Genomic DNA, 21,332 nt, shown 5'->3' on the forward strand with positions numbered 1-21,332 from the left:
ACTAATCGCGATTTTGACTTTCCCCTTGGCGGTCATCAGGATTCGCGGCAACGGCGGGATCGGGATCAGCACGTAGAGCCGAGTTGGGGCCAGCCGCTAAGACAGGTTGCCTCTCCTCAGCAAAGGCTACATTCACCTCGGTGCTGCGATCGCCCATACCATAATCGTAGGGGCCTGTCGCTAGTTTCGGGAATCCTTCAAAGTTTTCAATCGGGGGCGGCGAGGTGGTCATCCATTCTAGGGTCAATGCATCCCAGGGATTGTTTCCGGCTTTTGGCCCTCTGCTCCAACTCCAAATGACATTGACGATGAAGGGAAGAGTGGAAACCGCAAGCGTGTAGGCTCCAATGGTGCAGATGATGTTCAGGGGTTGGAATTTGGGATCGTACAGAGCAATCCGCCGATTCATCCCCAACAACCCCAACTCATGCATTGGCAAGAAGGTCAGGTTCAGACCGATGTAGGTCAGGGCAAAGTGGACTCTGCCCCAAGGTTCGTTCAACATGCGTCCTGTCATCTTCGGGAACCAGTGATAAATCCCGGCAAAGAGACCGAGGACGCTGCCACCGAACAAAACATAGTGGAGGTGAGCGACGATGAAGTAAGTGTCGTGAACGTGGATGTCAAAGGGCACTGCTGCCACCATTACACCACTCAATCCACCAATGACGAAGGCTGAAATAAAGCCCATGCCAAACAGCATGGAACTATTCAGGCTAATTTTGCCGCCCCAGATGGTTGCACACCAGCTAAAGACTTTTATTCCAGTCGGTACGGCAATAATCATGGTCATCGCCATGAAGAACATCCGCAGCCAGCCAGGGGTACCGCTGGTGAACATATGGTGTGCCCAAACCAATAAACCGATAAAGGCGATCGCCATACTAGAATAGGCGATCGCTCGGTAACCAAAAATCGGCTTCCGGGCGTGGACTGGTAACACCTCTGAAATGATCCCAAAGAACGGCAGGATCATGATGTAGACAGCGGGGTGAGAGTAAAACCAGAACATGTGCTGGTAGACAATTGGGTCACCCCCACCTGTGGGATTAAAAAAGGCAGTTCCAGCAATTAGGTCAAAGGACAAAAGAATCAAAGCGGCTGCCAGCACAGGTGTAGCAATCAGTTGCAGGGATGAAGTTGCCATCATCGACCAGCAAAACAGCGGCATTTGATTGAGTCCCATCCCTGGCGTCCGCATCTTCAGGATGGTGACCAGAAAATTCAGTCCGCCCAAAATCGAGGAAGTCCCCAGGATCAGCAGGCTAAAAATCCAGAATGCCTCACCAGCTTTCCCCATTAATAGGCTCAGGGGTGGATAGGACGTCCAACCCGCTTGGGGCGCACCTACGAAAAAGCTGCTCAACAGCAACAAGCCACCGGGTGGGATCATCCAAAAGGCAACGGCATTTAGTCGGGGGAATGCCATGTCCTTCGCCCCAATTAATAAGGGGATCAGGTAGTTGGCGAAGCCCGAACCCGCCGGAACAATCCACAGGAAAATCATGATGGTGGCATGAACGGTGAAGAGCTGGTTGTAAAGCTCCGGGCTGACCAGATCCGATGCTGGTGTCGCCAGTTCTGTGCGAATTACATCAGCCATTAGTCCGCCGATGCAATAGAACACAAACGAGGAAACTAGGTATTGAATACCAATTACTTTGTGGTCTGTACTGAAGCCAAAATATTCTCGCCAATGTCGCTGAGCGGGTTCATCCCCTGCAGCTGGCTTATTTGCTTCCTCTTGAATGTCTGCTTGTATTGTCATAGGAAATTTTCTCTAGACAGATGCGATCAGTCTTAGGAGTGGGTTGTTCATTACTCACTGTTTACCTTGGCACTCTCACCATGGAATCATCAGTACTTGAATGATCGCCCACTTCTTATAGCGGACAGCTACTGGTTTGGGTGATGGTGAGTAGCGTGCAGTTGCTCAAGGGTGTGAGCATCGATCCCCAGATCTTTGACATAGGGAGCCAGAAACTCACCTTCTGATAAGTCGGCTGGATTAGTAGCGATCGCTTTTTCCATGCCGTTGGTGCTAGCCACTTGCTGCTCACTCACCCAGTTTTGGTACTCTTCGGGTGACTGAACGTAGAGCTGGGCATTCATCGCCCCGTGGTATGGCCCACACAGCTCAGCGCAGATGATCGGATACTGTCCTTCTTTAGTCGGCGTAAAGCGCATTTGCGCTAACCGACCGGGGACGGCATCTTGTTTCAACCGAAACTCAGGTAACCAGAAGGCGTGGATCACGTCTTGAGCTGAGATGTTGAGCTGCACTTCTTGTCCAACGGGCAAGTGCATTTCTCCAGTAGTGATCCCACTATCGGTGTAGTTGAACAACCAGGCATACTGAAGAGCCGTAACATCAATGGTGAGTGGCACGGGTTGCCCTCGTTTTTCAGGAGAGGCTCCCAATCCCAAAGCGATCGCCTGATTGGGATCGAGGGCAAGCAGATTCTTCTCAGGAGACCCCTCCGACGGCTTACCGACTTGCTCAATTCCTTGCCGTCCGTGATCGTCATGAGATGCCATCGGGTCAAGTCCACCCATGGCGTTATAAATCTCAAAACTGTAGATGGAAACAATAAACAAGATCACTGCCGGAATTGCTGTCCAGACAATTTCTAGAGGAATATTGCCATGAACTGGCGGCCCATCTGTGTTATCGCCTTTCTGGCGGCGAAATCGGAATGCCGAATAGAGTACCACTCCCTGAACGATTAGAAATAAACCCGTCGCCACAGTCATCATCATGTTGAACAGGGCGTCTACTTGAGCGGCTTCCTCAGAGGCAGCCATGGGCAATAGACCGTGGTTCTGACCGTACCAGAGGCTAATCAGGGTCAGCGCAATACCAGCAATAAGAGTTGTAATCGAGCTTGGAATGTTCACGGGTTTAGACTAGAAGACTTCTAAATGCAAAATCTCAATGGTCGATCTGAGTTGAAGCTTAGGCAAGTTTTGCGCCTAGTCAAGGTAGCACTTTCTCTTGTCTACTAGTTGCCCTAACCAGGAACGACCTAATCCTTGACGAGCGGTTTTGCTTAACTACCACGGTAAAGCAGGTAAAGCCTCAAAGAGGTGAAAATCAAGGATTTTTATGTTTTTTTTCGGGATTGCTTACCGAGTCAACCGACTAAAAGCCAATACCCAATCACGTTTTCAGAGATCCTTAAGAAATGTAAAAGTCTGATCGGGAAACTTAAGACATGAGTTGGCGAACCCTGCTGCAATCTGAAAAATCTCTAAAGCTATGCAGTTACTGGCGCAAGCTGATTAGAGTGGTAGTAGGGTGCCGGGTTAGCAATCATCGTCAGTGCTAGGTTGATGAATGAGCCACTACTCAGGACTTCACTAAATTTTGTTGCTTTTGCAATTGCTTTTATGGCTGAATCAGTTCTTCATCGAAACCGATATCTTCCGACCCAAGAGCCGCCCGAACCTCCGGAACGAATTCGTCGATTAGTTTGGAAAATTGCGATCGCCACCTTGCTTTTGATGGCAGTGGGCAGTGCAACGCGGGTGATGAATGCCGGACTAGCTTGCCCGGATTGGCCTTTATGCTACGGTCAGCTCGTACCCAGGCAGCAGATGAATCTGCAAGTCTTTCTAGAATGGTTTCACCGTCTTGATGCCGCTTTGATTGGCTTGAGCGCTCTAGCTCTAGCTGGTCTATCGTGGTGGTATCGGCGCGCCTTACCCTCCTGGCTGCCTTGGGCTGCCACCTTCGCCTTAGGGTTAATTGTGTTTCAAGGCATTCTCGGCGGACTAACCGTAACAGAACTATTGCGCTTTGACATTGTTACCGCTCACTTAGGGACTGCCTTACTGTTTTTTACAACCCTGCTCGTCATTGGTCTGTCACTAACCCCTTACAAAGGCACTGGTGTCGTTGAAAATTTACCTTGGGTCAGTTTGAGCGCGGCAATTCTGGTCTACCTCCAAAGCCTCTTGGGGGGATTGGTTGCCTCCCGTTGGGCGCTACATCAGTGCTTTGGTGCTTCTCAGTTGTGTACCGTGATGAATAGTCACATCATCGGCGTTGTCCCGGCAACCCTGGCAACTTTGGCCGTTGTCGTCATGGCATGGCGTACCCCAGCACTGCACCCAGTACTACGAAAGTTAGCTAATGCTGCCGGAGGTTTACTCGTGGCTCAAGTATTACTCGGCGTAGCGACCTTTCGCCTACATCTGCAAGTCGAGATTCTCACCGTTGCTCATCAGGCAGTGGGAGCGGCTTTACTCGGTACGCTGGTTGCTTTTACAGTTTTGGCGCTACGCGATCGCGCTGTTGCTAAGGCGATCGCGTCTGCCACCGACGCCCTATAGAGTCGGCACACCGTAGCGGCGTGAAACCAACGGGCGTGTTGTTTGAAATAAAGGAATTGGTGTAAATAATGATTGGGACGAGTGTTTCCCGCCGAAATGAGAACTTCCTACAAGTTATTCAAAGCTACTATCAGCTCACTAAACCTCGGATTATCCCGCTATTACTGATTACAACCGCCGCCGGAATGTGGCTAGCCGCAGATGGACAAGTAGACCCGTTACTCCTACTGGTTACTCTGGTGGGGGGGACTTTATCAGCAGCTTCGGCTCAGACATTGAACTGCATTTACGACCGTGACATCGACTACGACATGATGCGGACTCGTCATCGTCCGATCCCCTCTGGTCGCGTGCAGCCTCGCGATGCCATGATTTTTGCGATCGCCCTCGCTGTTTTGTCCTTCACCCTACTAACAGTCTTTGCAAATTTGCTCAGTGCCCTCTTAGCACTGTCTGGCATCGTTTTCTACATGGGCATTTATACTCACTTGCTCAAACGCCACACCACCCAAAACATTGTTATTGGTGGCGCAGCTGGAGCCATTCCCGCCCTCGTAGGCTGGGCAGCCGTGACAGGTGAGTTGAGTTGGGCGGCGTGGTTACTGTTTGCGATTGTCTTTTTGTGGACGCCTCCCCATTTCTGGTCTCTCGCCTTGATGATTCGCGAAGATTACGCGTCAGTGGGTATCCCCATGCTGCCTGTGATCGAGGGAGAAGAGTCCACAACTCGGCAAATTTGGTTTTATACCTTACTTGTTGTACCCGCGTCCTTTTTACTGGTTTATCCCTTGGGAGTATCGGGGGTAATTTATGGAGCGATCGCCTTTTTATTAGGCAGTATCTTCATTAAAAAAGCCTGGCAGCTTTTGCAAGCCCCCTTTGATCAAAAACTTGCCCGCTCCCTGTTTAAGTATTCCATCCTCTACATGATGCTGCTCTGTACGGGCATTGTCGTTGATAGCTTGCCCATCACCCATCAGCTAACAATTGGCTTGACGGAAAATCTGCAAACCTTGATGAGTACGATTTTAGTCAGTAGCTAACGGGTTAATACAGGGGATCTAAACAAAGGAGCGATCGCGGGGGTAATTCCAGAAGCGCGATCGCTCCTTTTAGATCAGGAAGTGTTCTAGGGTAACAGAATTAACTACCCCACAATTGATATAGCAATCCTTTTTGAGTTATGAGATGCGATCGCCTCAGATCCCCAACTTCTCTAAATCGGGGATCTCGCCTTCACCGATCATTAGACCTCTTGCAAAAATGTACCAGACCCCTCCCCAACCCTCCCCTTAGTAAGGGGAGGGGGCAAGATTTCAAGTCTCCCCCCTTACTAAGGGGGGATTAAGGGGGGTCTATTCGACTTATGCAAGAGGTCTATTGAGGGATCGCTGCACTTAACCCCCTCTTGCTGCTGACGGCTTAAAATAGAAATAAAGATTGTTTAGATTTGTGTAGCCTACCTAGGCAGAGAAATTATATGGTTGCCGCTGTTTTAATTGAAAACCTCCAAAAACGCTACGGGGATATTGAAGCTGTCAAGGACATCTCCTTTGAGGTGCAACCGGGGGAAATTTTTGGTCTGCTGGGGCCAAACGGTGCAGGCAAAACAACAACAATTCGCTGTCTGTGTACCCTCAGCGCCCCCAATGCTGGCAAAATTGAAGTTTCAGGCATTGATGCGATCACCAATCCCAGAGCCGTACGCCGTCGCCTAGGTTATGTCGCCCAAGAAGTCGCTCTGGATAAGGTACTCACGGGTCGGGAACTACTAGAGTTGCAAGCGGCACTTTACCACATCCCCAAGAACGCCGCCAAAGCAAGAGTCAACAAAATGTTAGAGATTCTGGGGTTGGAGGAATACGCAGATACAAAGACAGGCAGCTACTCTGGCGGTTTGCGTAAACGTCTAGATTTAGCCGCCGGGTTGCTGCATCAACCGAATGTCCTGGTATTGGACGAACCAACCGTGGGGCTGGATATCGAAAGCCGCTTTGTCGTTTGGGATTTTTTGCGTCAACTGCGGGAAGCCGGGACGACGGTTTTAATTACCAGTCACTATTTAGAAGAAATTGACGCCCTAGCCAACCGGGTAGCAATTATTGACCGAGGAGTGGTCATTGATCAGGGAACCCCTTCTGAGTTAAAGGATAAAGTAGGAGGCGATCGCATCACCCTCCGCATCCGGGAATTTTCTCCCAAAGAAGAAGCTGAAATTGCCAAAGAAATGCTGCAAGCTCTGCCCTTTGTCCAAGAAGCGATCGTTAATGGATCACAAGGCAACTCCCTCAACTTAGTCGTCAAACCCCAAAGTGACGCCTTAATGACGATTCAGCAATCTTTAAAGGACGCAGGTTTACCAATCTTTGGGATTGCCCAAGCTAGACCAAGCTTGGATGACGTATATCTAGCGGCGACAGGTCGTACCCTGATGGATGCTGAAATTGCTGGTGCAGGAAGTCGCGACCCCAAGGCAGAGCGGAAAAAAAATATGCGCTAAATTTCTCCAAAAATTAACAACCCATAACGAAAAACTACTAATGAGTCCTACTGTTACCCCTTCCAAATCTGACTTGAGCTGGCAACAAGACACCGCCACTCAAATTCCAGTTAGCGACAAGGCAACTGTCGGTGAATTCATCCAGGAAACCGTTGCCTTAACCAAGCGCCTGTTTATTCAACTACAACGCCGCCCTTCTACCCTCGTTGCTGGCATCATCCAGCCCTTGATGTGGTTGTTGCTGTTCGGTGCTTTATTCCAAAATGCCCCTCAAGGACTATTTGGCAACACATCGAGCTACGGTCAATTTCTGGGAGCCGGAATCATTGTTTTTACTGCCTTTGCTGGGGCGCTAAATGCAGGCTTACCCGTGATGTTTGACCGGGAGTTTGGTTTCCTCAACCGCTTATTGGTTGCACCACTCGCCTCTCGATTCTCGATTGTTGCCGCTTCCGCAATTTACATTGTTGCCCTGAGCTTAGTGCAAGTGACTGTGATTGTTACTGCCAGTGCCTTTTTAGGTATCGGGCTACCCGACGTTCTAGGGTTAGCAAGTATCGGGTTAATTATCTTTCTGTTGGTTTTAGGTGTGACCGCCCTGAGTTTAGGTTTAGCCTTTGCATTGCCCGGTCACATCGAACTAATTGCAGTAATTTTCGTCACTAACCTACCGTTGTTGTTTGCCAGTACTGCCCTTGCGCCCCTTGCTTTTATGCCAAGATGGTTGCAAATTGTAGCCTCTCTCAATCCCCTGAGCTATGCGATTGAGCCGATTCGGTACCTCTATACTCACAGCGACTGGGCATTGAGTAGCGTTGTGATGCAAGCTCCCTGGGCTTCCATTACGTTTGGCACTGCCCTCTTGGTTCTTCTGGGGTTTGACGTTGTAGTATTACTGGCAATCCAACCACTACTGCGCCGTCGCTTTGCTTAACTATCGTTTCTGAGTCAAAAACTCTCACCTCAATTGCTATGAAGAAATACCCGTTTCTGACATCTTCTGTAACGCCTTTGACTCGTCTGGCTATAGGCGTTGGTGCTTTCACCGTCTTCGGTATCGCCTCAGGCTTATTCCCGCAAGCTACCCTAGCACAAAGCACAGAGGCTCAACCTTTAAGAGACTTTCAGGCTTCGCCAAGTGAACCCAACTCTTTATCAGGAACTTTGGGTGGGGGTTCAGTAAGCGTCTTTGACATGATTCACAACCTCCGACTCGGCGGTCAGCGTAGCTCGAATGAGTTCATCCTCGAACAGCGGCAGAATATTGATAATAGTGCGACGGAGTACCTGCGCCTGCGACAACAGCGGCTCCGCGACCTGCAAACACCCTCTACAGGTAATTCTCCGCTGAAGTTTCCGGCTGAATGAGTTGGGGGTAAGTAGTTGCAGTTAAGGCGTTCTCATCGTCAATCACTGCAACTACCTAGTCGGATACGGCATCCCGTGTCCGACTTTTTTTTGCCTATCTAGCAGTATATAACGTGGTTTTTTAACCCAATGCTGCCAAGACATCTTGGGCGTGGGTATCAGTCTTGACTTCGCTGTAAACTTGAGCGATTTTGCCTGTGGGGTCGATGATGTAGGTGACACGCTTGGCATATTTGTCACCCTGAACGTCGTAAGCCTTTGCTAATGTGCCATCAACATCAGCTAGGAGATTAAAGGGAAGATTGTACTTTTCGGTGAACTGCTTGTGAGAGGCTTCATCATCCATACTGACGCCGAGGATCACAGCATCTTTGTTTTGGAAGTCGGCATAATTATCTCGGAAGCCGTGAGCTTCCTTGGTGCAGCCAGGGGTGTCATCTTTAGGATAAAAGTACAAAACGACGGTTTTACCACTGTAATCTGACAAGGAGACGGTGTTGCCATTAGTGTCTTTGACATTAAAGTCTGGGGCAACTGTACCAACGGATAAAGACATAGATTTTGTTTCCTTTTTAATTGGAGATTATGGACAACGTTAAACCTTACAAACTTTACAATATTTGATCGCAGCGGTTTGGCGATCACGAAGACAGCTAACAGGACTCTAGGTATACGAACCAAGAAAGTGCCTAAGATAGAGAACAAGAAAGCAGACTAAAGATTCTCTTAGCATTTGCTCATCCCTTGCCCCTAATATTTTGTTAATCGTGGCAATGACCTCAACTCAAAATCAAGCAGCTCCAACAATCCAATACTCCCCACGCACTGTAGAACGAGCAAAGCGAGCAATGCGTTGTTCGCCGTTTCAGTTGTCGTTGTTTGTCGCCATGGGTTCTCAGAGTGTTCCCTTATCCGCGATCGCGGGAGATAATGGCATTCAGCACCAGTACACGCGGCATTCTGTCTCAGAACTTGCTGCTGAAAACACCTTGCTGTGGCTGATTCAAGTCGGTCTATTGCGACGAGAAGTTGATGGTCAGGGCATTACAGATAGTTTTCGCTTAACTCCTTTGGGGCGGCAGTTGGTAAGCAACTGGGAACAACGAGGCGAGTTGTGGTCAGACCCCACATGGCAAGAGCGCCTCTACAATGCCTTGAATCGTTGGTTAAGATTGCCGATTTGACATCCCTCGTTAAATCGGAGTACCGATTGTCAAATGTGATGGTAGTCTCCAGGAGGGTTGAGCGATGAAAGCAATCATGGTTGTGGGTACAACATCCCACGCAGGTAAATCTCTCTTAGTTACAGCATTGTGTCGGATTCTCTCGCGGCGGGGTTGGCGGGTTGCCCCCTTCAAAGGGCAAAACATGGCTTTAAATGCCTACGTCACCGCTAATGGTGGAGAAATAGGTCACGCGCAAGCCGTGCAAGCTTGGGCAGCCGGGGTGATGCCTTGGGTGGAGATGAACCCGATTTTACTCAAGCCACAAGGCGATATGACATCCCAGGTGATTATCAAAGGCAAAGCCGTCGGTCGAGTCAAGGCATCGGACTACTACGAGCAGTATTTTGACCTGGGTTGGCAGGCGATTGAAGAATCCTTACGGCGTCTTGGCGAGGAGTTTGACATCGTCATTTGCGAAGGAGCAGGCAGTCCTGCCGAAATTAATCTCAAGCACCGAGACTTGACGAATATGCGGGTGGCAAAGCATCTCAATGCGCCAACCCTGTTGATTGTAGACATCGACCGGGGAGGAGCTTTTGCCCATGTTGTCGGCACTTTAGAACTGTTAGATCCTGATGAACGTGCCTTAGTCAAGGGTGTGGTAATTAATAAGTTTAGAGGGCAGCGATCGCTTTTAGAATCTGGCATCACCTGGCTTGAACAGCGCACCAATATTCCTGTAGTAGGTGTCCTACCCTGGATGGATCAATTGTTCCCCGCCGAGGACTCCCTCAACTTACTAGAGCGGAGTTCTTCCAAGAAGGTAGATAGCGAAATAACAATTGCTGTCATTCGTCTACCCCGGATTTCCAACTTTACAGACTTTGACCCCTTAGAAACTGAATCCACTGTCACGGTCAAATACGTCAGCCCCAATCAACCTTTAGGTCATCCGGATGCCGTAATTATCCCCGGTTCCAAAACCACCATTTCTGACCTACTGCTACTTCACCAAACCGGAATGGCAACAGAACTGCAAAACTACGCGGCTGCTGGGGGAACAATTCTCGGTATCTGTGGCGGCTTTCAAATGCTGGGAAGAATACTCGCTGACCCAGAAGGTGTTGAAGGTCAAGAAGGACGCTTTAAAGGACTAGACTTATTACCTCTGCAAACAGTGATCACAGGTAACAAAGTTGCCCGTCAACGCGTCGTCAATTCCAACTATCCCCAACCTGGCTTACCCGTTACAGGGTATGAAATTCATCAAGGACGTACCCGGTTGGTTGAGTCGGAACGAGATAGTGTCAAAGCCACCTATCATCCTCTATTTGATGATGCGGGACTGGGAGTCGTTGATGCTAATCAATCAGTTTGGGGCACCTACCTGCACGGTCTTTTCGATAATGGGCCCTGGCGGCGTTCCTGGTTGAACCACATCCGCCAGCAGCGAGGACTCTCCTCTCTTCCCACAGGTGTTGCCAACTACCGCGAAGAACGAGAAGCCCTTCTCGACTCCTTAGCAAATATGGTAGAAAAACACCTGGATTTGACACCTGTTTTACCAAGGTAGTGAAGTATAGAGAGAGTCCTGAGTGCTGAGTGCTGAGTCCTGAGTAGGGGGGAAAGGATGAAGGGTGAAGTATGAAGGGTAAGTGTAGTTATCTTCTGCACCCCCGCACCCCCGCACCCCTGCACCCCGGCTCCCCCTAGCTCTCTAGATTTTACTAATCATGATTCAAATTCGATTTTTACCCGATGATGTTACGGTGCAAGCCCAGGTGGGAGAACCGATATTACAAGTGGCAGAACGCGCGGGTGTGTTTATTCCTACAGGTTGCTTGATGGGTTCCTGTCATGCCTGTGAGGTAGAAATCGGAGAGGGAAATGCTGTCTGCGCTTGCATCAGTGCTGTACCGCCAGGCTCTGAAGAGCTGACAATCAATCTCTACGCTGACCCCTTGTGGTAGTTCGTTAGCAGCTCACTTGCCGCCAAATTTCTTCCTGTACGTCAAGCTGGCGTAGTCCTATAGGGCGCATCAACCCCTGAAACAAGACCATACTTTTGGGCAAACTCCAAGGGAACGTCTGGAAGATGAAGGAGCATTTCGTCCCATGTACTCCCAGCTTGTAAAGCCTCTACAACTACTGAAAGGGGTTCAGAGAATATGGTTTGAAAGTCTGCTTCTCCAGGAAACTGCACTTCAAAGGCTAACTGCTCCTTTGGTGGTGTGAACTGAGCATTGACACCTTCTCGATTTCCCCTCGCATCAAGGCGATACCAACCTACTGCGGCTAAGTAAACTGCATTGAAACCATGCAAGCTGTAGGGCGCGCCTTGGTCATTAATGCTCAATCGCTGGTAGCAGAAGCCTGTTGGAATGCTATTTGCCCGGAGTAATGCGGCTAGCAAGTGGCTTTTTGCGTAGCAATAACCTGTTTTGGACTGGAGGACATCCGAAGCTCGACAGGTGACAGGACTCATCCGATAGTCAACGCTGTGACGAATTTCATCTCGAACCCACTCAAAACAGGCTTTGGCGATCGCTTCTAATGTTTGCTGTTCTGATGCAATCTTCTTCGCCAGCTCTAAAACTCTAGGATGTCGCCAGTCAATAATATCAGTCGCTTGCAGATAGTCTTCCATGCGCTTGATTTCCCAAAAGGCATCGCATCCAGAATACAGTACAGAATCCGTAGACTGCCCCACCTCAGCTGAATATGCCAGCACGAAAATCCTAAACTTCAGATTTCACCTTGAGGGCATACTCCCGAAACCGCTCCAAATCGGCTTGAATCGTTGATTCTACGGCGCGACCGAGGAATAAATCATCCATCAGTTTTCCGATAATCCCAGGAATCGCGTAAGCCACAGTTAACTTAACAATACTGGTACCTTCTTTGCGGTCATAAAATCGCACGGCTCCCCGGTTAGGCAAGCCATCCACAGATTCCCACTGAATAATCTGTTTGGGAATTAGTTTATTGACGCGCGATAGCCAGCTAAATTCCAACCCCCCAGTTGTCAGCTTCCACCGGGAAAGTTCTGGATCATCCTCCAGCACCTTCACCGAATCGATCCATTTCATCCACCGAGGCATTTGTTCTAAATCCGACCAAAGCCCCCAAACCAGGTCAATCGATGCATCCACCTCAACCTGTACGCTGTGTTCCAGCCAATTTGCCATTAAATTTTCTTTCTTCCTTCGCGTTCTTTGTGTCTTTGCGGTTCGTTCATTAACCTTACACAGCCGATAACTGACCTGCACTTGCCAGCTTTTCCGCATTCTCCAGAATTGCCTTCGCCGCTTGACGACCGGACAGCGTCGCCCCTTCCATACTGTCGATGTAGTCCTGCTGAGTGTAACTACCCGCCAAAAAGAAGTTCGGAATCGGTGTTTTTTGCTCAGGGCGATAGATATCCATTCCCGGTGCTTCCCGGTAGAGAGACTGAGCGAGTTTGACCACACTGTACCAAGTCATGTTCAGCTCCCGTGAGGAAGGGAAGAGTTCGTGAACTTGCTTGAGGACGTGAGTAGCGATCGCTTCATTACTTTGCTTCACAAACGGATCGCCTGGAGTCAGCACCAACTGCAACAGCGAGCCTTGACCTTCTTTGTAATAATTTCCGGGACTCGTCAACGCTAAGTCAGCAAAACAAGAAAAGTCAGCATCAGGAGTATAAAGCAAGTTGTCTAGCCCTGCTGCCTCTTGCAGTTGCTGACGCTTCTCAGCATTATGTAACTCTGTCACCCAGCCATCAAAGCGCAGTTGCACCGTTGCCACAGGCACTGCATCAAGGTGATAAATATTGTCGAACTCCGACCACTTGCGCCATTGTTGAGGCAAAAGGCGCTGAATCCCAGGAATATCACAGGCACAGACATAAGCATCCGCCGTAATTGTTTCTTCCTCTTCTCCCTTGGCAATCACAATACCGTTGACTCGCGTCTCTCCCTGGGTCTCACTGAAGAGGATTTCTCGGACGCGGCGGCGGGTATAAATCTTCGCTCCCCGTGCTTCTAAATAATTAATAATCGGCTTGTGCAGATACTCGTCAGGGGAACCTTCCAGCATTCGTAATACTGATGCCTCTGACTTGACTGCAAAAAACTGAAAAATTGTCAACATGCAGCGAGCAGAAATATTTTCCGTGTCGATAAAACCCAGTGCATAGGCAATGGGATTCCACATCCGCTTCAAGCTGCCTTCAGAACCGCCATGCTTACGGAACCAGTCGGCAAAGCTAATCGCATCCAACTTGCGGATCGTTTTCATTGCCCCATCAAAGTCGATCAACCCGCGCACAATTGGGCTAGTACCGAGGGCTAGGGAGTTTTGTAATTTATCTTGGAGCGAGAGTTGAGAGGTGGTGAAAAACGCCTTTAATCCATTGAAAGGCGCACCTGTGATGAAGCGAAAGTCCAACTCACCAACCTGACCCCCTTTGTTAACAAATGTGTGGGTATGGTCTTTGAGCCGCAGGTTTTCAATCGCCCCCACCTTCTTCATCAAGTCAAAGAGCTGGTAGTAGCAGCCAAAAAAGACGTGCAATCCCATCTCTAGGTGGTTGCCGTCTGCATCTACCCAACTGCCGACTTTACCGCCGACAAATGGGCGAGATTCAAAAATTTCTACTTCATGTCCGGCATCGACCAAATCGACTGCCGTCGCCATTCCAGCCAGTCCCGCCCCGACAATTGCAACGCGCATTCAGCCTTTCCTTTTCAGTTTCTTTACATATTTTAAAAGAATATTTGACACCAAATGAGTTCAAAGGTTGTGCGGGTAAGAAAATAGTGCGATCGCTCCCCATACCCATACAACAGAAGAGATTAGATCCAGCGATCGCAGTCTGTCCCCATACCCTGTAAATTGCGATCGTAGTAGTCTCACAAGGCATTTTCCCTTGGCTTACGACAACATCTGTAAATATCTGGCGGAGGAATACCCAGCCGAGTTTATTCGCTGGCTTTCGGAAGAAGAGGCAACGGATATTCAAATACTCAAAACCGAATTGAGTGTAGAACCCATTCGCGCTGATTCCTTGACTCTGCTACAAACAACAAACCAAATTCTGCACATAGAATTTCAAACCCTACCCGCTTCCCAGCCACCACTACCCTTCAGGATGCTCGACTACTGGGTAAGGCTGAAGCGGCTGTACTGGTGTCCCATCGAGCAGGTTGTGATTTTTTTGACCGCCACCACGTCAGAAGCGGTATTTACCGATCACTTTGAAGAAACCAACACCAGACACCGCTATCGAATAATTCGCCTGTGGGAGCAAGATCCTGCCCCATTGCTGGCTAACCCGGCACTACTGCCACTTGCCACTCTCGCTAGGACTAATGCTCCCAATCGCTTGCTCCAGCAGATCGCTACCCAGATCGATATGATTGAAGAACCCCGCCAGAGGGAGAACCTGACGGCTTGTGTAGAGGTGTTGGCAGGTCTAAGGTTTGATAAGAATTTAATTCGTCAACTGTTTCGGGAGGAAATTATGCGTGAGTCGGTAATTTATCAAGATATTCTCCAACAAGGACTGCAACAAGGGCGACAACAAGGACTACAACAAGGAGAGGTGACGTTGATTGTGCGTCAGCTAACTCGTCGGTTCGGGATAGTCGAGCCTTCGTTGCAAGAGCGGATTCGAGGATTATCAATTGCTCAGTTGGAGGAGTTGAGCGAGGCGCTGTTGGATTTTGAGGCGATCGCGGATTTAGCAAACTGGTTAAATGAGCATCAGTTTCAGGAATGACAAAATTAGGATAAGCAGCCCTTCAAACCCTACTTATCCTGTTTCCTTGCCTACTCATAGATATTCTCGTGTAGGCAGAAAATAGTATTTTTCAGAATTAGCGATCGCCAGTTCGCCAATCCTTATTCCGACTCAAAAGACAACTGTGGCAACAGTTGCAGCATCCCTAGTCCCAGTTCTTGAGTGGAAAGCGATCGCGTTTCAAACAATGCCATCATGTCACGCTGGGTTGGATTACCACTAGACGCCCCCTTCAACCCCCTAGCGATGACTAAACCACAGTAGCCTTGGGTTTTTTGGCAACGCTGTTCCCACTGCTTTCGATCTGCTATGTGCTGTTCATCTTCCAAAAACTCGCCAAACAGATACATTTGCCCGTTCTCTGTTTGCAGAATTCCTAAATCGTAGCTATTTCCGCCAAAGGGATCTGCTCCTGGATTAAAGGCAATTCCCTTCAACCCGCCATCAGTCTGAATTTTCTCAATCATTTCCTGAGCTTTGGGACGGGAGGCTTGAATGAGGAGGATGGGCAAACCGTCGCCGGATTCTGGAAAATCCTGAGTCTGACTATGAGTGCGAGAACGGGAGCGCATTATCTCTACTTCCTCCCAGTTCAAGAAACCAAGGCTCAGGAAACATCCGTCGGGGACTAAGTCATCCCGTAGGGCTAACGTTGTCTCAGAGGAAGGGAAAAGGTTCTCTAAATTTTCGGCTGCGGATTGCGCCAGATTAAGCAGTTCTGAGGATAATTCCGGCAGGGTAGATACTGTCACCGAAATAGTTTCTTTCGGTGTTGTCTCTGGGACAGGAATGCGATAGCGCTTGCTAATCGTCTCTGTGAGGTCGGGTTCCCCCTTCTGATAGATGGCTTTGAAAAAGCGCAGTAACGCTTCGAGGGCAACATAAACGGCGATCGCTTCTTCGTCATAAAGCACCTGGCGCATTCCCTCAAAGGGATGCACAATCCCGAAGTTAGGAGTAATTTCTGAAACAGGCAAATCGGCTAAATCGAATACCTCATCGTCTTCATCCTCCTCCAACTCGGCATCTAGGTGTCCGTAGGTAATAAACAAGCAATCTTGCCCTAAAAAGGCTTGTTCCATTTCCTCTAGTGACTCTTCTGCCATCACGGCTTGCCGAAACCGTTTTAGGGACTCTAGGGAACGATACAACAGAACTCCGTACTCCATCCCCAACATGCCTAAAACTGAGGCATATAGCGTCTCAACACCCCAACGGTTAATTTCAATCGCCAAGATATCGTGATCCTCCAGGACTTCCCAGGGAGCTTCCTGCCACATCTGGGCAGCTTTTTCTTCTAGCAGAGGAGCATACTGAGGCGGTAGCTTGGGCTGACGGGTACCCGCAAGTTCCTCAAAGCCCCGGAACAACTCGTCGATCAGCGGTAATTCCGGCACATAATCGATGGCAATGTCTAGTTCTTGCAGCACGCCCCGGAGGAAGAACTGCACTTCCCTGTCCCGTACTACAATTTTTTGGGGTCGGGCAGGTCTAGCTGGGCTATGGGGATGCTCCATCGCTCGCAACAAGGCACGCACTATTGCTTCAGTACCTGCTTCTGCGGGCACCATATCCATCGCCCGTACCACGCCTTCTGAACCATCAACCCAAAGAATGCACTCACCGCCTTCTTTAGCGTCTGAATCTAAGCTGTCTGCCAAGCCTGTCAAAGGACGGCGATCGCCTTCCCAGACACTGGGAATCTGTTGTAAATTTTTGAGCCGACGACGAGTGGTATCAGGCAGAACAGAAATAGACATGTGCCAGAAAAAATAAAACCAAATCTAGGGAACTAGCAGATAATTTCTAGATACCCCACTATTAAACCGTAATACTTTCTGGACTGCTATTGCTATTAAGATTAAGTTAGACCAAAGCCACCATTGTGCAATGACGGTAAAATCTAAACTCGTTAAGATAAAAGATAAAAAGCTTTGATCTGGATCATTTACCCCTACGAGAACAGCGATCGCCTGTCCCTTGAGGCTGTAGGGTGAGCAAGTGACAGTCAAGTTATTAAAAACCCAAAAGCAATTTTTTTAGGAGTCATAAGCAACTCATGACACAAGCAACTCAGCCACAACAAAAAGGAATCCAACTAACAGAAGCTGCCCTTAAGCATATTTTGGCGCTGCGGGACAGCCAAGGCGAAGACCTTTTCCTACGAGTTGGTGTCCGTCAAGGGGGCTGTTCTGGAATGTCCTACCTAATGGACTTTGAAGACCCCAGCAAAGTTAAAGATAACGATGAAGTCTATGACTACGATGGCTTCAAAATTGTCTGTGACCCCAAGAGTATGCTTTATCTTTATGGTTTGGTATTGGACTACAGCAACTCCATGATTGGCGGTGGCTTCCAGTTCACTAACCCCAATGCCACTCAAAGCTGTGGCTGCGGTAAATCTTTCACCGTCTAAACGCTTGACTCTGAAGCCTTTAGCTCGATTTCACTTCTTCAGGGCAGGCTAATTTTGCCTGCCTTTGTTTGTGGAAACAAACCTTCTGAAAACTAATCACTAAAACTGCCGATGAACGACACTGTTACTTCTCTTTTTGATACAGGACTGGAGCGCTACAACGCGGGTGAAGGACCAGAGACGTTAATTCCCGTGTTTAAAGACGTTTGCGATCGCTCCCCCAAAACAGCTGCTGCCTGGAGTTGCCTAGCTTGGTTGTACCTCTTGGACGACAAACCAGAACAAGCCTATAAAGTGGCGATCAAAGGCGTTAAATTAGACCCCACTGCCCCCCAAGGTAGGGTGAATCTGGCGCTGGCGATGCTAGAAACTAAGCAAACCGGAGTTCGCAAACATATTGATGTCGTTAAACAAGCGATGGCGATTGAGCCAGAAGTCCGGAATGAATTAGCGGAAAGTATAGAAGACGGGCTAACACGCAAACCAGACTGGAACAGCCTCGCACGCATCAAGAACTGGTTGTTTGAAAGGTGGGAGTCTTGAGGGCTGAGTCGGGGAGGAAGGATGAAGGATGAAGTATGAAGTATGAAGTATGAAGGGTGAAGTATGAATAGGGTTGGTTATTTTCTCCCCTGCTCCCCTGCTCCCGTTCGGCTGAGCGTTCGACTGAGCGCTCACGCCGAAGTCTCACGTCGAAGCCTGCTCCCCTACTCCCCTACTTTTCTTCCTCATCCCCCTAATCTCTTCCTCCCCGACTCAGGACTCAGGACTCAGGACTTTTTTTCCCACAAATTCCGGCAGACATTGAGTGGTTCTCGATATAGTGGTTTTATCAGCACTACTGAGCGAGATAGCGGCAAAGCCATCCTTGTTATTACCGCCGCAGATCAAGAGCCGCTCCTCTCAACAGCACCGCTCAATCCCCTCATTTAACCTAAAATTATTGCCCGCATGGAATTTTCAAAACCTCCCTTAGTTGGTCTAAAAGCCGATCGCTTTCGTCATCCCTTAGATTTGGAAGCCACCCAGTCTCTCAAGCAGATACCAGGGTTGGACTTGATGGTGCGAAATTTACTAGGCCCTCTGGCAGAACAGTTTTTTTACTTAAACAATATTGCCTCTAGCGTCTTAGTTGGAGAGAATCAACTTCCCCACCTCCATAAACTCCTGCTGGAAGCCTGCAAAACCTTGGATTTAGATCCGCCTCAGTTGTATGTGCAGCAGCATCCAGCCCCCAATGCTTACACCTTTGCAATGCGAGGAAAGCAGCCTTTTATTGTGATTCACACCTCTTTGATCGAGATACTGACACCAGAAGAGGTTCAGGCGGTAATTGCCCATGAGTTGGGACACTTGAAGTGCGAACACAGTGTTTATCTGACGCCAATCAATATCCTGATTCTGGCAGCCAATCTAATCCCGAACTGGGGTAGTGTTATCGCTCAAAGCATCCAAGGGCAAATGCTGGAATGGATACGTTGTGCAGAATTTAGTTGCGATCGCGCGGCACTTTTGGCAACGCAAAATCCCAGAGTTGTGATGTCAGTGCTGATGAAACTCGCTGGCGGTTCCCCCACCCTCGCCCCCCAACTCAATTTGGATGCGTTCATTGAGCAAGCTCGCGCTTACGATGACATCAGCCAAACGGAGTTAGGACAAATGCTCAAATCTGCCCAAACGGCCCAACTCACCCACCCCGTCCCCGTAATCCGGGCAAGAGAAATCGATCGCTGGGCAAGTTCTCCCGCTTATCAATCCTTGCTACAACAGCAATCAATCGGTTATAATGAGAAGGTTGAAAACAAGGGCGGATGGCGGAATTGGTAGACGCACCACACTCAAAATGTGGCGACCTTTGGTCGTGAGAGTTCGAGTCTCTCCCCGCCCACTCCAATTCAGAAAAAACTACCATGACACAGCGACTCAAGCGGTGGGAATCTCCTCGTCGCCAGGGGCGAAACGATAAAGGTAAAGGCGGCTCGGCGAGACAGCGACAGCTCAAGAAACAAACTCAACTGCTGCGTAAAAAGCTCAGAGAGAGCGAAAAAGCAGACAAACCCCATAAAAATAAGGGAAGAGACTTCAGTTCTCTTCCTTTTTTTATGGCATTGAAACTAACTTTTATAACAAAGTCCTGAGTCAGTGAGTTTAAGATTCAACTAGCACTTGCTTTTAGAGAATCAGGAATGTCCTAACCTATGTGGCGATTGCTAGACAATTGGGCTGATTGTTTGAGAGGGGGTAAGAAGATTAGACATAAATCATCTTCCGCGTCACGCCTCCATCAACGATCATGTTTGTCCCCGTAATGAATCCTGCTTCCTCGGAGACTAAATAAACCACCAGGGAAGCCACATCTTCAGGTGTCCCGACTCTTCCGGCTGGATGTTGTTGATGATCTTGTTCTTTCAGTTGTGGTTCTTGTTTAGAGGATTGCTTTTTCCAGTTACTAACTTCTATCCATCCTGGGCTAATGCAGTTGACGCGGATATCTGAGCCTAAACTAATTGCCAAAGCGTGAGTTAGGGCAACAATTCCACCTTTTGTGGCAGCATAAGCTTCAGTATCCGGCTCTGACATTAACGCTCTTGTAGAAGCAATATTAACAATTGCGCCTTTATTTTTTCTCAAGTAAGGAACCGCGTGTTTTGTACACAAGAATGCGCCTGTAAGATTAACCGCAAGCGTTTGATTCCAATCCTCTAAACTGAGTTCTGTAATCGGAGGATTTTCAGGATTTGCCAGAGCCGCATTGTTGACTAAAATATCAATGCCGCCAAATTTATTGCTGGTTTTTTCCACCAAGTTTTTAACAGACTCCTGATCGGAAACATCTGTAGGAATAAAAGCGATCGCTCCTAAATTCTCATATTCCGCTGCGGTTTCCTCTCCGGCTGCTTCGTCAACTTCAGCAATAACGACTTTTAGCCCTTCTATCAAAAATCGCTGCGCGATCGCCTTGCCAATTCCCTGTCCACCTCCGGTGACAATTGCCACCTTCCCCTGCAAACTCATGATTTCTCCTCAAGAATGAGCCGTTTGCTGTTCTTTAAGATAAGCAAAAACCGACTTATCACCAATATCCGGTGGAATCGGTTGCACGGTTTTGCGTAGGGCAAACACTAGAAATAGCACTGCCCAAGCTCCTAATAAATTTGCTCCCCATGCTGGGGGTAAGACACCTGCGAGATGTCCTAAAAGCAACGCGGGTACTAAGGGAGCGAGAAACTTAGTTTCAAAGCGATTAAAGCAGAAGGCTTCCTTGAAGTAAATGCCTGTCAAGGTAGCAAAAGTAAAGCCGATACCTAAAATGGTTAAAGGGTGTTCGTACACATACAACGCCAACGGTTCGCGGCTCTGCAACGCCACTACCACAGCTGCCACACTGCCAATCAGCCAGAAGAGTTGCAGCAGTCGATGCAGGGATGCCATGTAAATGTGAATCGTCAGCAAACTCACCCCTAACCCCAGAGAAAACACCACATAGAGGGGAGTCAGAGCTGATAAAACGGCTGGATTGTTTCCCTGCACCAGCACCAAAGCGCTACCCAAGGCGAAGCTTAACGCCGCCACCATGAGAGCCGCGCGGTAGATGATCACGCCCTGGCGATCGCGATCGGTAATCGTAAATTCCCCAAATTGTCCCTGGTAAACTTCTGGTTGCAACGGCTGTTGTAATGTCATAAAAAGTCGTATATTCCTACTTCTAATCGTCGTTTATTACTAAATGTAGAGGCGTAGCCTGTTATGTTTCTACATTATCTA

23 protein-coding genes and 1 tRNA gene are annotated in these 21,332 nt (G+C 48.8%); 15 read left to right on the forward strand and 9 right to left on the reverse strand.

Annotated elements, in window-relative coordinates; translation table 11 throughout:
* Position 1 precedes the first annotated feature (1 nt).
* Together ctaD and AC5JR3_RS00625 are read right to left on the reverse strand one after the other, a co-directional pair.
* On the reverse strand, positions 2–1,768 hold the full coding sequence (gene ctaD / locus AC5JR3_RS00620; RefSeq protein WP_495842004.1) for a cytochrome c oxidase subunit I: 1,767 nt from the start codon (positions 1,766–1,768) through the stop codon (positions 2–4).
* A 128-nt stretch (positions 1,769–1,896) separates the two neighbouring features.
* On the reverse strand, positions 1,897–2,898 hold the full coding sequence (locus AC5JR3_RS00625) for a cytochrome c oxidase subunit II (RefSeq protein WP_495842005.1): 1,002 nt from the start codon (positions 2,896–2,898) through the stop codon (positions 1,897–1,899).
* Between the two features lie 492 nt (positions 2,899–3,390).
* Here AC5JR3_RS00625 and AC5JR3_RS00630 point away from each other — a divergent pair, with 492 nt between their 5' ends.
* The 5 genes from AC5JR3_RS00630 (at position 3,391) to AC5JR3_RS00650 (ending at position 8,203) form a co-directional block, all read left to right on the forward strand.
* A complete protein-coding gene (locus tag AC5JR3_RS00630) occupies positions 3,391–4,335 on the forward strand; it encodes a COX15/CtaA family protein (protein WP_495842007.1) in 945 nt (314 codons plus the stop codon).
* A 68-nt stretch (positions 4,336–4,403) separates the two neighbouring features.
* Positions 4,404–5,378 (forward strand): heme o synthase, encoded by a 975-nt coding sequence (locus AC5JR3_RS00635; RefSeq protein ID WP_495842009.1) that lies wholly within the window; start codon positions 4,404–4,406, stop codon positions 5,376–5,378.
* Positions 5,379–5,815: 437 nt separating this feature from the next.
* Positions 5,816–6,835, forward strand: coding sequence for an ABC transporter ATP-binding protein (locus AC5JR3_RS00640; protein WP_495842011.1), 1,020 nt, complete (start codon positions 5,816–5,818; stop codon positions 6,833–6,835).
* Positions 6,836–6,875: 40 nt separating this feature from the next.
* Positions 6,876–7,769: an ABC transporter permease gene (locus tag AC5JR3_RS00645; protein WP_495842013.1), complete on the forward strand. Its 894-nt coding sequence runs from the start codon at positions 6,876–6,878 to the stop codon at positions 7,767–7,769.
* Between the two features lie 38 nt (positions 7,770–7,807).
* Positions 7,808–8,203 (forward strand): hypothetical protein, encoded by a 396-nt coding sequence (locus tag AC5JR3_RS00650; protein ID WP_495842015.1) that lies wholly within the window; start codon positions 7,808–7,810, stop codon positions 8,201–8,203.
* A gap of 121 nt (positions 8,204–8,324) precedes the next feature.
* On the opposite strand, the gene AC5JR3_RS00655 is transcribed toward AC5JR3_RS00650, so the two are convergent.
* Entirely contained in the window at positions 8,325–8,759 is a 435-nt protein-coding gene (locus tag AC5JR3_RS00655; protein WP_495842017.1) for a peroxiredoxin, read from the reverse strand.
* A 217-nt stretch (positions 8,760–8,976) separates the two neighbouring features.
* On the opposite strand from AC5JR3_RS00655, the gene AC5JR3_RS00660 reads away from it, so the two are divergent.
* From AC5JR3_RS00660 to AC5JR3_RS00670, 3 genes are all read left to right on the forward strand, one after another.
* Entirely contained in the window at positions 8,977–9,387 is a 411-nt protein-coding gene (locus tag AC5JR3_RS00660; RefSeq protein ID WP_495842018.1) for an Npun_F0494 family protein, read from the forward strand.
* A gap of 64 nt (positions 9,388–9,451) precedes the next feature.
* The gene (cobQ, locus tag AC5JR3_RS00665; RefSeq protein WP_495842020.1) at positions 9,452–10,942 is read left to right on the forward strand and encodes a cobyric acid synthase CobQ; all 1,491 of its coding nucleotides are present in this window, start codon (positions 9,452–9,454) and stop codon (positions 10,940–10,942) included.
* 160 nt (positions 10,943–11,102) lie between these two features.
* On the forward strand, positions 11,103–11,339 hold the full coding sequence (locus AC5JR3_RS00670; RefSeq protein ID WP_495842022.1) for a 2Fe-2S iron-sulfur cluster-binding protein: 237 nt from the start codon (positions 11,103–11,105) through the stop codon (positions 11,337–11,339).
* A gap of 41 nt (positions 11,340–11,380) precedes the next feature.
* On the opposite strand, the gene AC5JR3_RS00675 is transcribed toward AC5JR3_RS00670, so the two are convergent.
* From AC5JR3_RS00675 to zds, 3 genes are all read right to left on the reverse strand, one after another.
* Positions 11,381–12,016 (reverse strand): transglutaminase-like domain-containing protein, encoded by a 636-nt coding sequence (locus AC5JR3_RS00675; protein ID WP_495842155.1) that lies wholly within the window; start codon positions 12,014–12,016, stop codon positions 11,381–11,383.
* A gap of 91 nt (positions 12,017–12,107) precedes the next feature.
* Entirely contained in the window at positions 12,108–12,557 is a 450-nt protein-coding gene (locus AC5JR3_RS00680; RefSeq protein WP_495842024.1) for an SRPBCC family protein, read from the reverse strand.
* 55 nt (positions 12,558–12,612) lie between these two features.
* Complete coding sequence (gene zds / locus AC5JR3_RS00685; protein ID WP_495842026.1) at positions 12,613–14,082, reverse strand: 9,9'-di-cis-zeta-carotene desaturase; 1,470 nt, start codon at positions 14,080–14,082, stop codon at positions 12,613–12,615.
* Positions 14,083–14,278: 196 nt separating this feature from the next.
* Between zds and AC5JR3_RS00690 the strand changes: the two genes are divergently transcribed.
* Entirely contained in the window at positions 14,279–15,130 is an 852-nt protein-coding gene (locus tag AC5JR3_RS00690; RefSeq protein WP_495842028.1) for an Rpn family recombination-promoting nuclease/putative transposase, read from the forward strand.
* 122 nt (positions 15,131–15,252) lie between these two features.
* On the opposite strand, the gene AC5JR3_RS00695 is transcribed toward AC5JR3_RS00690, so the two are convergent.
* Positions 15,253–16,911, reverse strand: a complete 1,659-nt coding sequence (locus AC5JR3_RS00695; RefSeq protein ID WP_495842030.1) for a DUF6930 domain-containing protein — start codon at positions 16,909–16,911, stop codon at positions 15,253–15,255.
* 299 nt (positions 16,912–17,210) lie between these two features.
* On the opposite strand from AC5JR3_RS00695, the gene AC5JR3_RS00700 reads away from it, so the two are divergent.
* The 6 genes from AC5JR3_RS00700 (at position 17,211) to AC5JR3_RS00725 (ending at position 19,705) form a co-directional block, all read left to right on the forward strand.
* The gene (locus tag AC5JR3_RS00700; RefSeq protein WP_495842032.1) at positions 17,211–17,567 is read left to right on the forward strand and encodes a HesB/IscA family protein; all 357 of its coding nucleotides are present in this window, start codon (positions 17,211–17,213) and stop codon (positions 17,565–17,567) included.
* A 111-nt stretch (positions 17,568–17,678) separates the two neighbouring features.
* On the forward strand, positions 17,679–18,110 hold the full coding sequence (locus AC5JR3_RS00705; RefSeq protein WP_495842034.1) for a tetratricopeptide repeat protein: 432 nt from the start codon (positions 17,679–17,681) through the stop codon (positions 18,108–18,110).
* A 63-nt stretch (positions 18,111–18,173) separates the two neighbouring features.
* Entirely contained in the window at positions 18,174–18,500 is a 327-nt protein-coding gene (locus AC5JR3_RS00710; RefSeq protein ID WP_495842036.1) for a hypothetical protein, read from the forward strand.
* Between the two features lie 18 nt (positions 18,501–18,518).
* A complete protein-coding gene (locus AC5JR3_RS00715; protein WP_495842038.1) occupies positions 18,519–19,394 on the forward strand; it encodes a M48 family metallopeptidase in 876 nt (291 codons plus the stop codon).
* Positions 19,373–19,455, forward strand: a tRNA-Leu gene (locus AC5JR3_RS00720). Before AC5JR3_RS00715 ends, AC5JR3_RS00720 begins: the two co-directional genes overlap by 22 nt.
* Before the next feature lie 22 nt (positions 19,456–19,477).
* Positions 19,478–19,705, forward strand: a complete 228-nt coding sequence (locus AC5JR3_RS00725; RefSeq protein ID WP_495842039.1) for a hypothetical protein — start codon at positions 19,478–19,480, stop codon at positions 19,703–19,705.
* Between the two features lie 112 nt (positions 19,706–19,817).
* Here AC5JR3_RS00725 and AC5JR3_RS00730 read toward each other — a convergent pair whose 3' ends face one another.
* Both AC5JR3_RS00730 and AC5JR3_RS00735 read right to left on the reverse strand, forming a co-directional pair.
* The gene (locus AC5JR3_RS00730) at positions 19,818–20,582 is read right to left on the reverse strand and encodes a glucose 1-dehydrogenase (RefSeq protein WP_495842041.1); all 765 of its coding nucleotides are present in this window, start codon (positions 20,580–20,582) and stop codon (positions 19,818–19,820) included.
* Between the two features lie 9 nt (positions 20,583–20,591).
* Positions 20,592–21,251, reverse strand: coding sequence for a DUF2301 domain-containing membrane protein (locus AC5JR3_RS00735; RefSeq protein WP_495842043.1), 660 nt, complete (start codon positions 21,249–21,251; stop codon positions 20,592–20,594).
* Positions 21,252–21,332: the final 81 nt, after the last annotated feature.

Source organism: Kastovskya adunca (genome assembly GCF_059505785.1).

Excerpts from the sequence above, each read along its gene's own strand:
- ctaD (WP_495842004.1), bottom strand. The coding sequence starts at position 1,768 with ATGACAATACAAGCAGACATTCAAGAGGAAGCAAATAAGCCAGCTGCA.
- AC5JR3_RS00630 (WP_495842007.1), top strand. The coding sequence starts at position 3,391 with ATGGCTGAATCAGTTCTTCATCGAAACCGATATCTTCCGACCCAAGAG.
- AC5JR3_RS00635 (WP_495842009.1), top strand. The coding sequence starts at position 4,404 with ATGATTGGGACGAGTGTTTCCCGCCGAAATGAGAACTTCCTACAAGTT.
- AC5JR3_RS00640 (WP_495842011.1), top strand. The coding sequence starts at position 5,816 with ATGGTTGCCGCTGTTTTAATTGAAAACCTCCAAAAACGCTACGGGGAT.
- AC5JR3_RS00645 (WP_495842013.1), top strand. The coding sequence starts at position 6,876 with ATGAGTCCTACTGTTACCCCTTCCAAATCTGACTTGAGCTGGCAACAA.
- AC5JR3_RS00650 (WP_495842015.1), top strand. The coding sequence starts at position 7,808 with ATGAAGAAATACCCGTTTCTGACATCTTCTGTAACGCCTTTGACTCGT.
- AC5JR3_RS00655 (WP_495842017.1), bottom strand. The coding sequence starts at position 8,759 with ATGTCTTTATCCGTTGGTACAGTTGCCCCAGACTTTAATGTCAAAGAC.
- AC5JR3_RS00660 (WP_495842018.1), top strand. The coding sequence starts at position 8,977 with ATGACCTCAACTCAAAATCAAGCAGCTCCAACAATCCAATACTCCCCA.
- cobQ (WP_495842020.1), top strand. The coding sequence starts at position 9,452 with ATGAAAGCAATCATGGTTGTGGGTACAACATCCCACGCAGGTAAATCT.
- AC5JR3_RS00670 (WP_495842022.1), top strand. The coding sequence starts at position 11,103 with ATGATTCAAATTCGATTTTTACCCGATGATGTTACGGTGCAAGCCCAG.
- AC5JR3_RS00675 (WP_495842155.1), bottom strand. The coding sequence starts at position 12,016 with ATGGAAGACTATCTGCAAGCGACTGATATTATTGACTGGCGACATCCT.
- AC5JR3_RS00680 (WP_495842024.1), bottom strand. The coding sequence starts at position 12,557 with ATGGCAAATTGGCTGGAACACAGCGTACAGGTTGAGGTGGATGCATCG.
- zds (WP_495842026.1), bottom strand. The coding sequence starts at position 14,082 with ATGCGCGTTGCAATTGTCGGGGCGGGACTGGCTGGAATGGCGACGGCA.
- AC5JR3_RS00695 (WP_495842030.1), bottom strand. The coding sequence starts at position 16,911 with ATGTCTATTTCTGTTCTGCCTGATACCACTCGTCGTCGGCTCAAAAAT.
- AC5JR3_RS00700 (WP_495842032.1), top strand. The coding sequence starts at position 17,211 with ATGACACAAGCAACTCAGCCACAACAAAAAGGAATCCAACTAACAGAA.
- AC5JR3_RS00705 (WP_495842034.1), top strand. The coding sequence starts at position 17,679 with ATGAACGACACTGTTACTTCTCTTTTTGATACAGGACTGGAGCGCTAC.
- AC5JR3_RS00710 (WP_495842036.1), top strand. The coding sequence starts at position 18,174 with ATGAATAGGGTTGGTTATTTTCTCCCCTGCTCCCCTGCTCCCGTTCGG.
- AC5JR3_RS00715 (WP_495842038.1), top strand. The coding sequence starts at position 18,519 with ATGGAATTTTCAAAACCTCCCTTAGTTGGTCTAAAAGCCGATCGCTTT.
- AC5JR3_RS00725 (WP_495842039.1), top strand. The coding sequence starts at position 19,478 with ATGACACAGCGACTCAAGCGGTGGGAATCTCCTCGTCGCCAGGGGCGA.
- AC5JR3_RS00730 (WP_495842041.1), bottom strand. The coding sequence starts at position 20,582 with ATGAGTTTGCAGGGGAAGGTGGCAATTGTCACCGGAGGTGGACAGGGA.
- AC5JR3_RS00735 (WP_495842043.1), bottom strand. The coding sequence starts at position 21,251 with ATGACATTACAACAGCCGTTGCAACCAGAAGTTTACCAGGGACAATTT.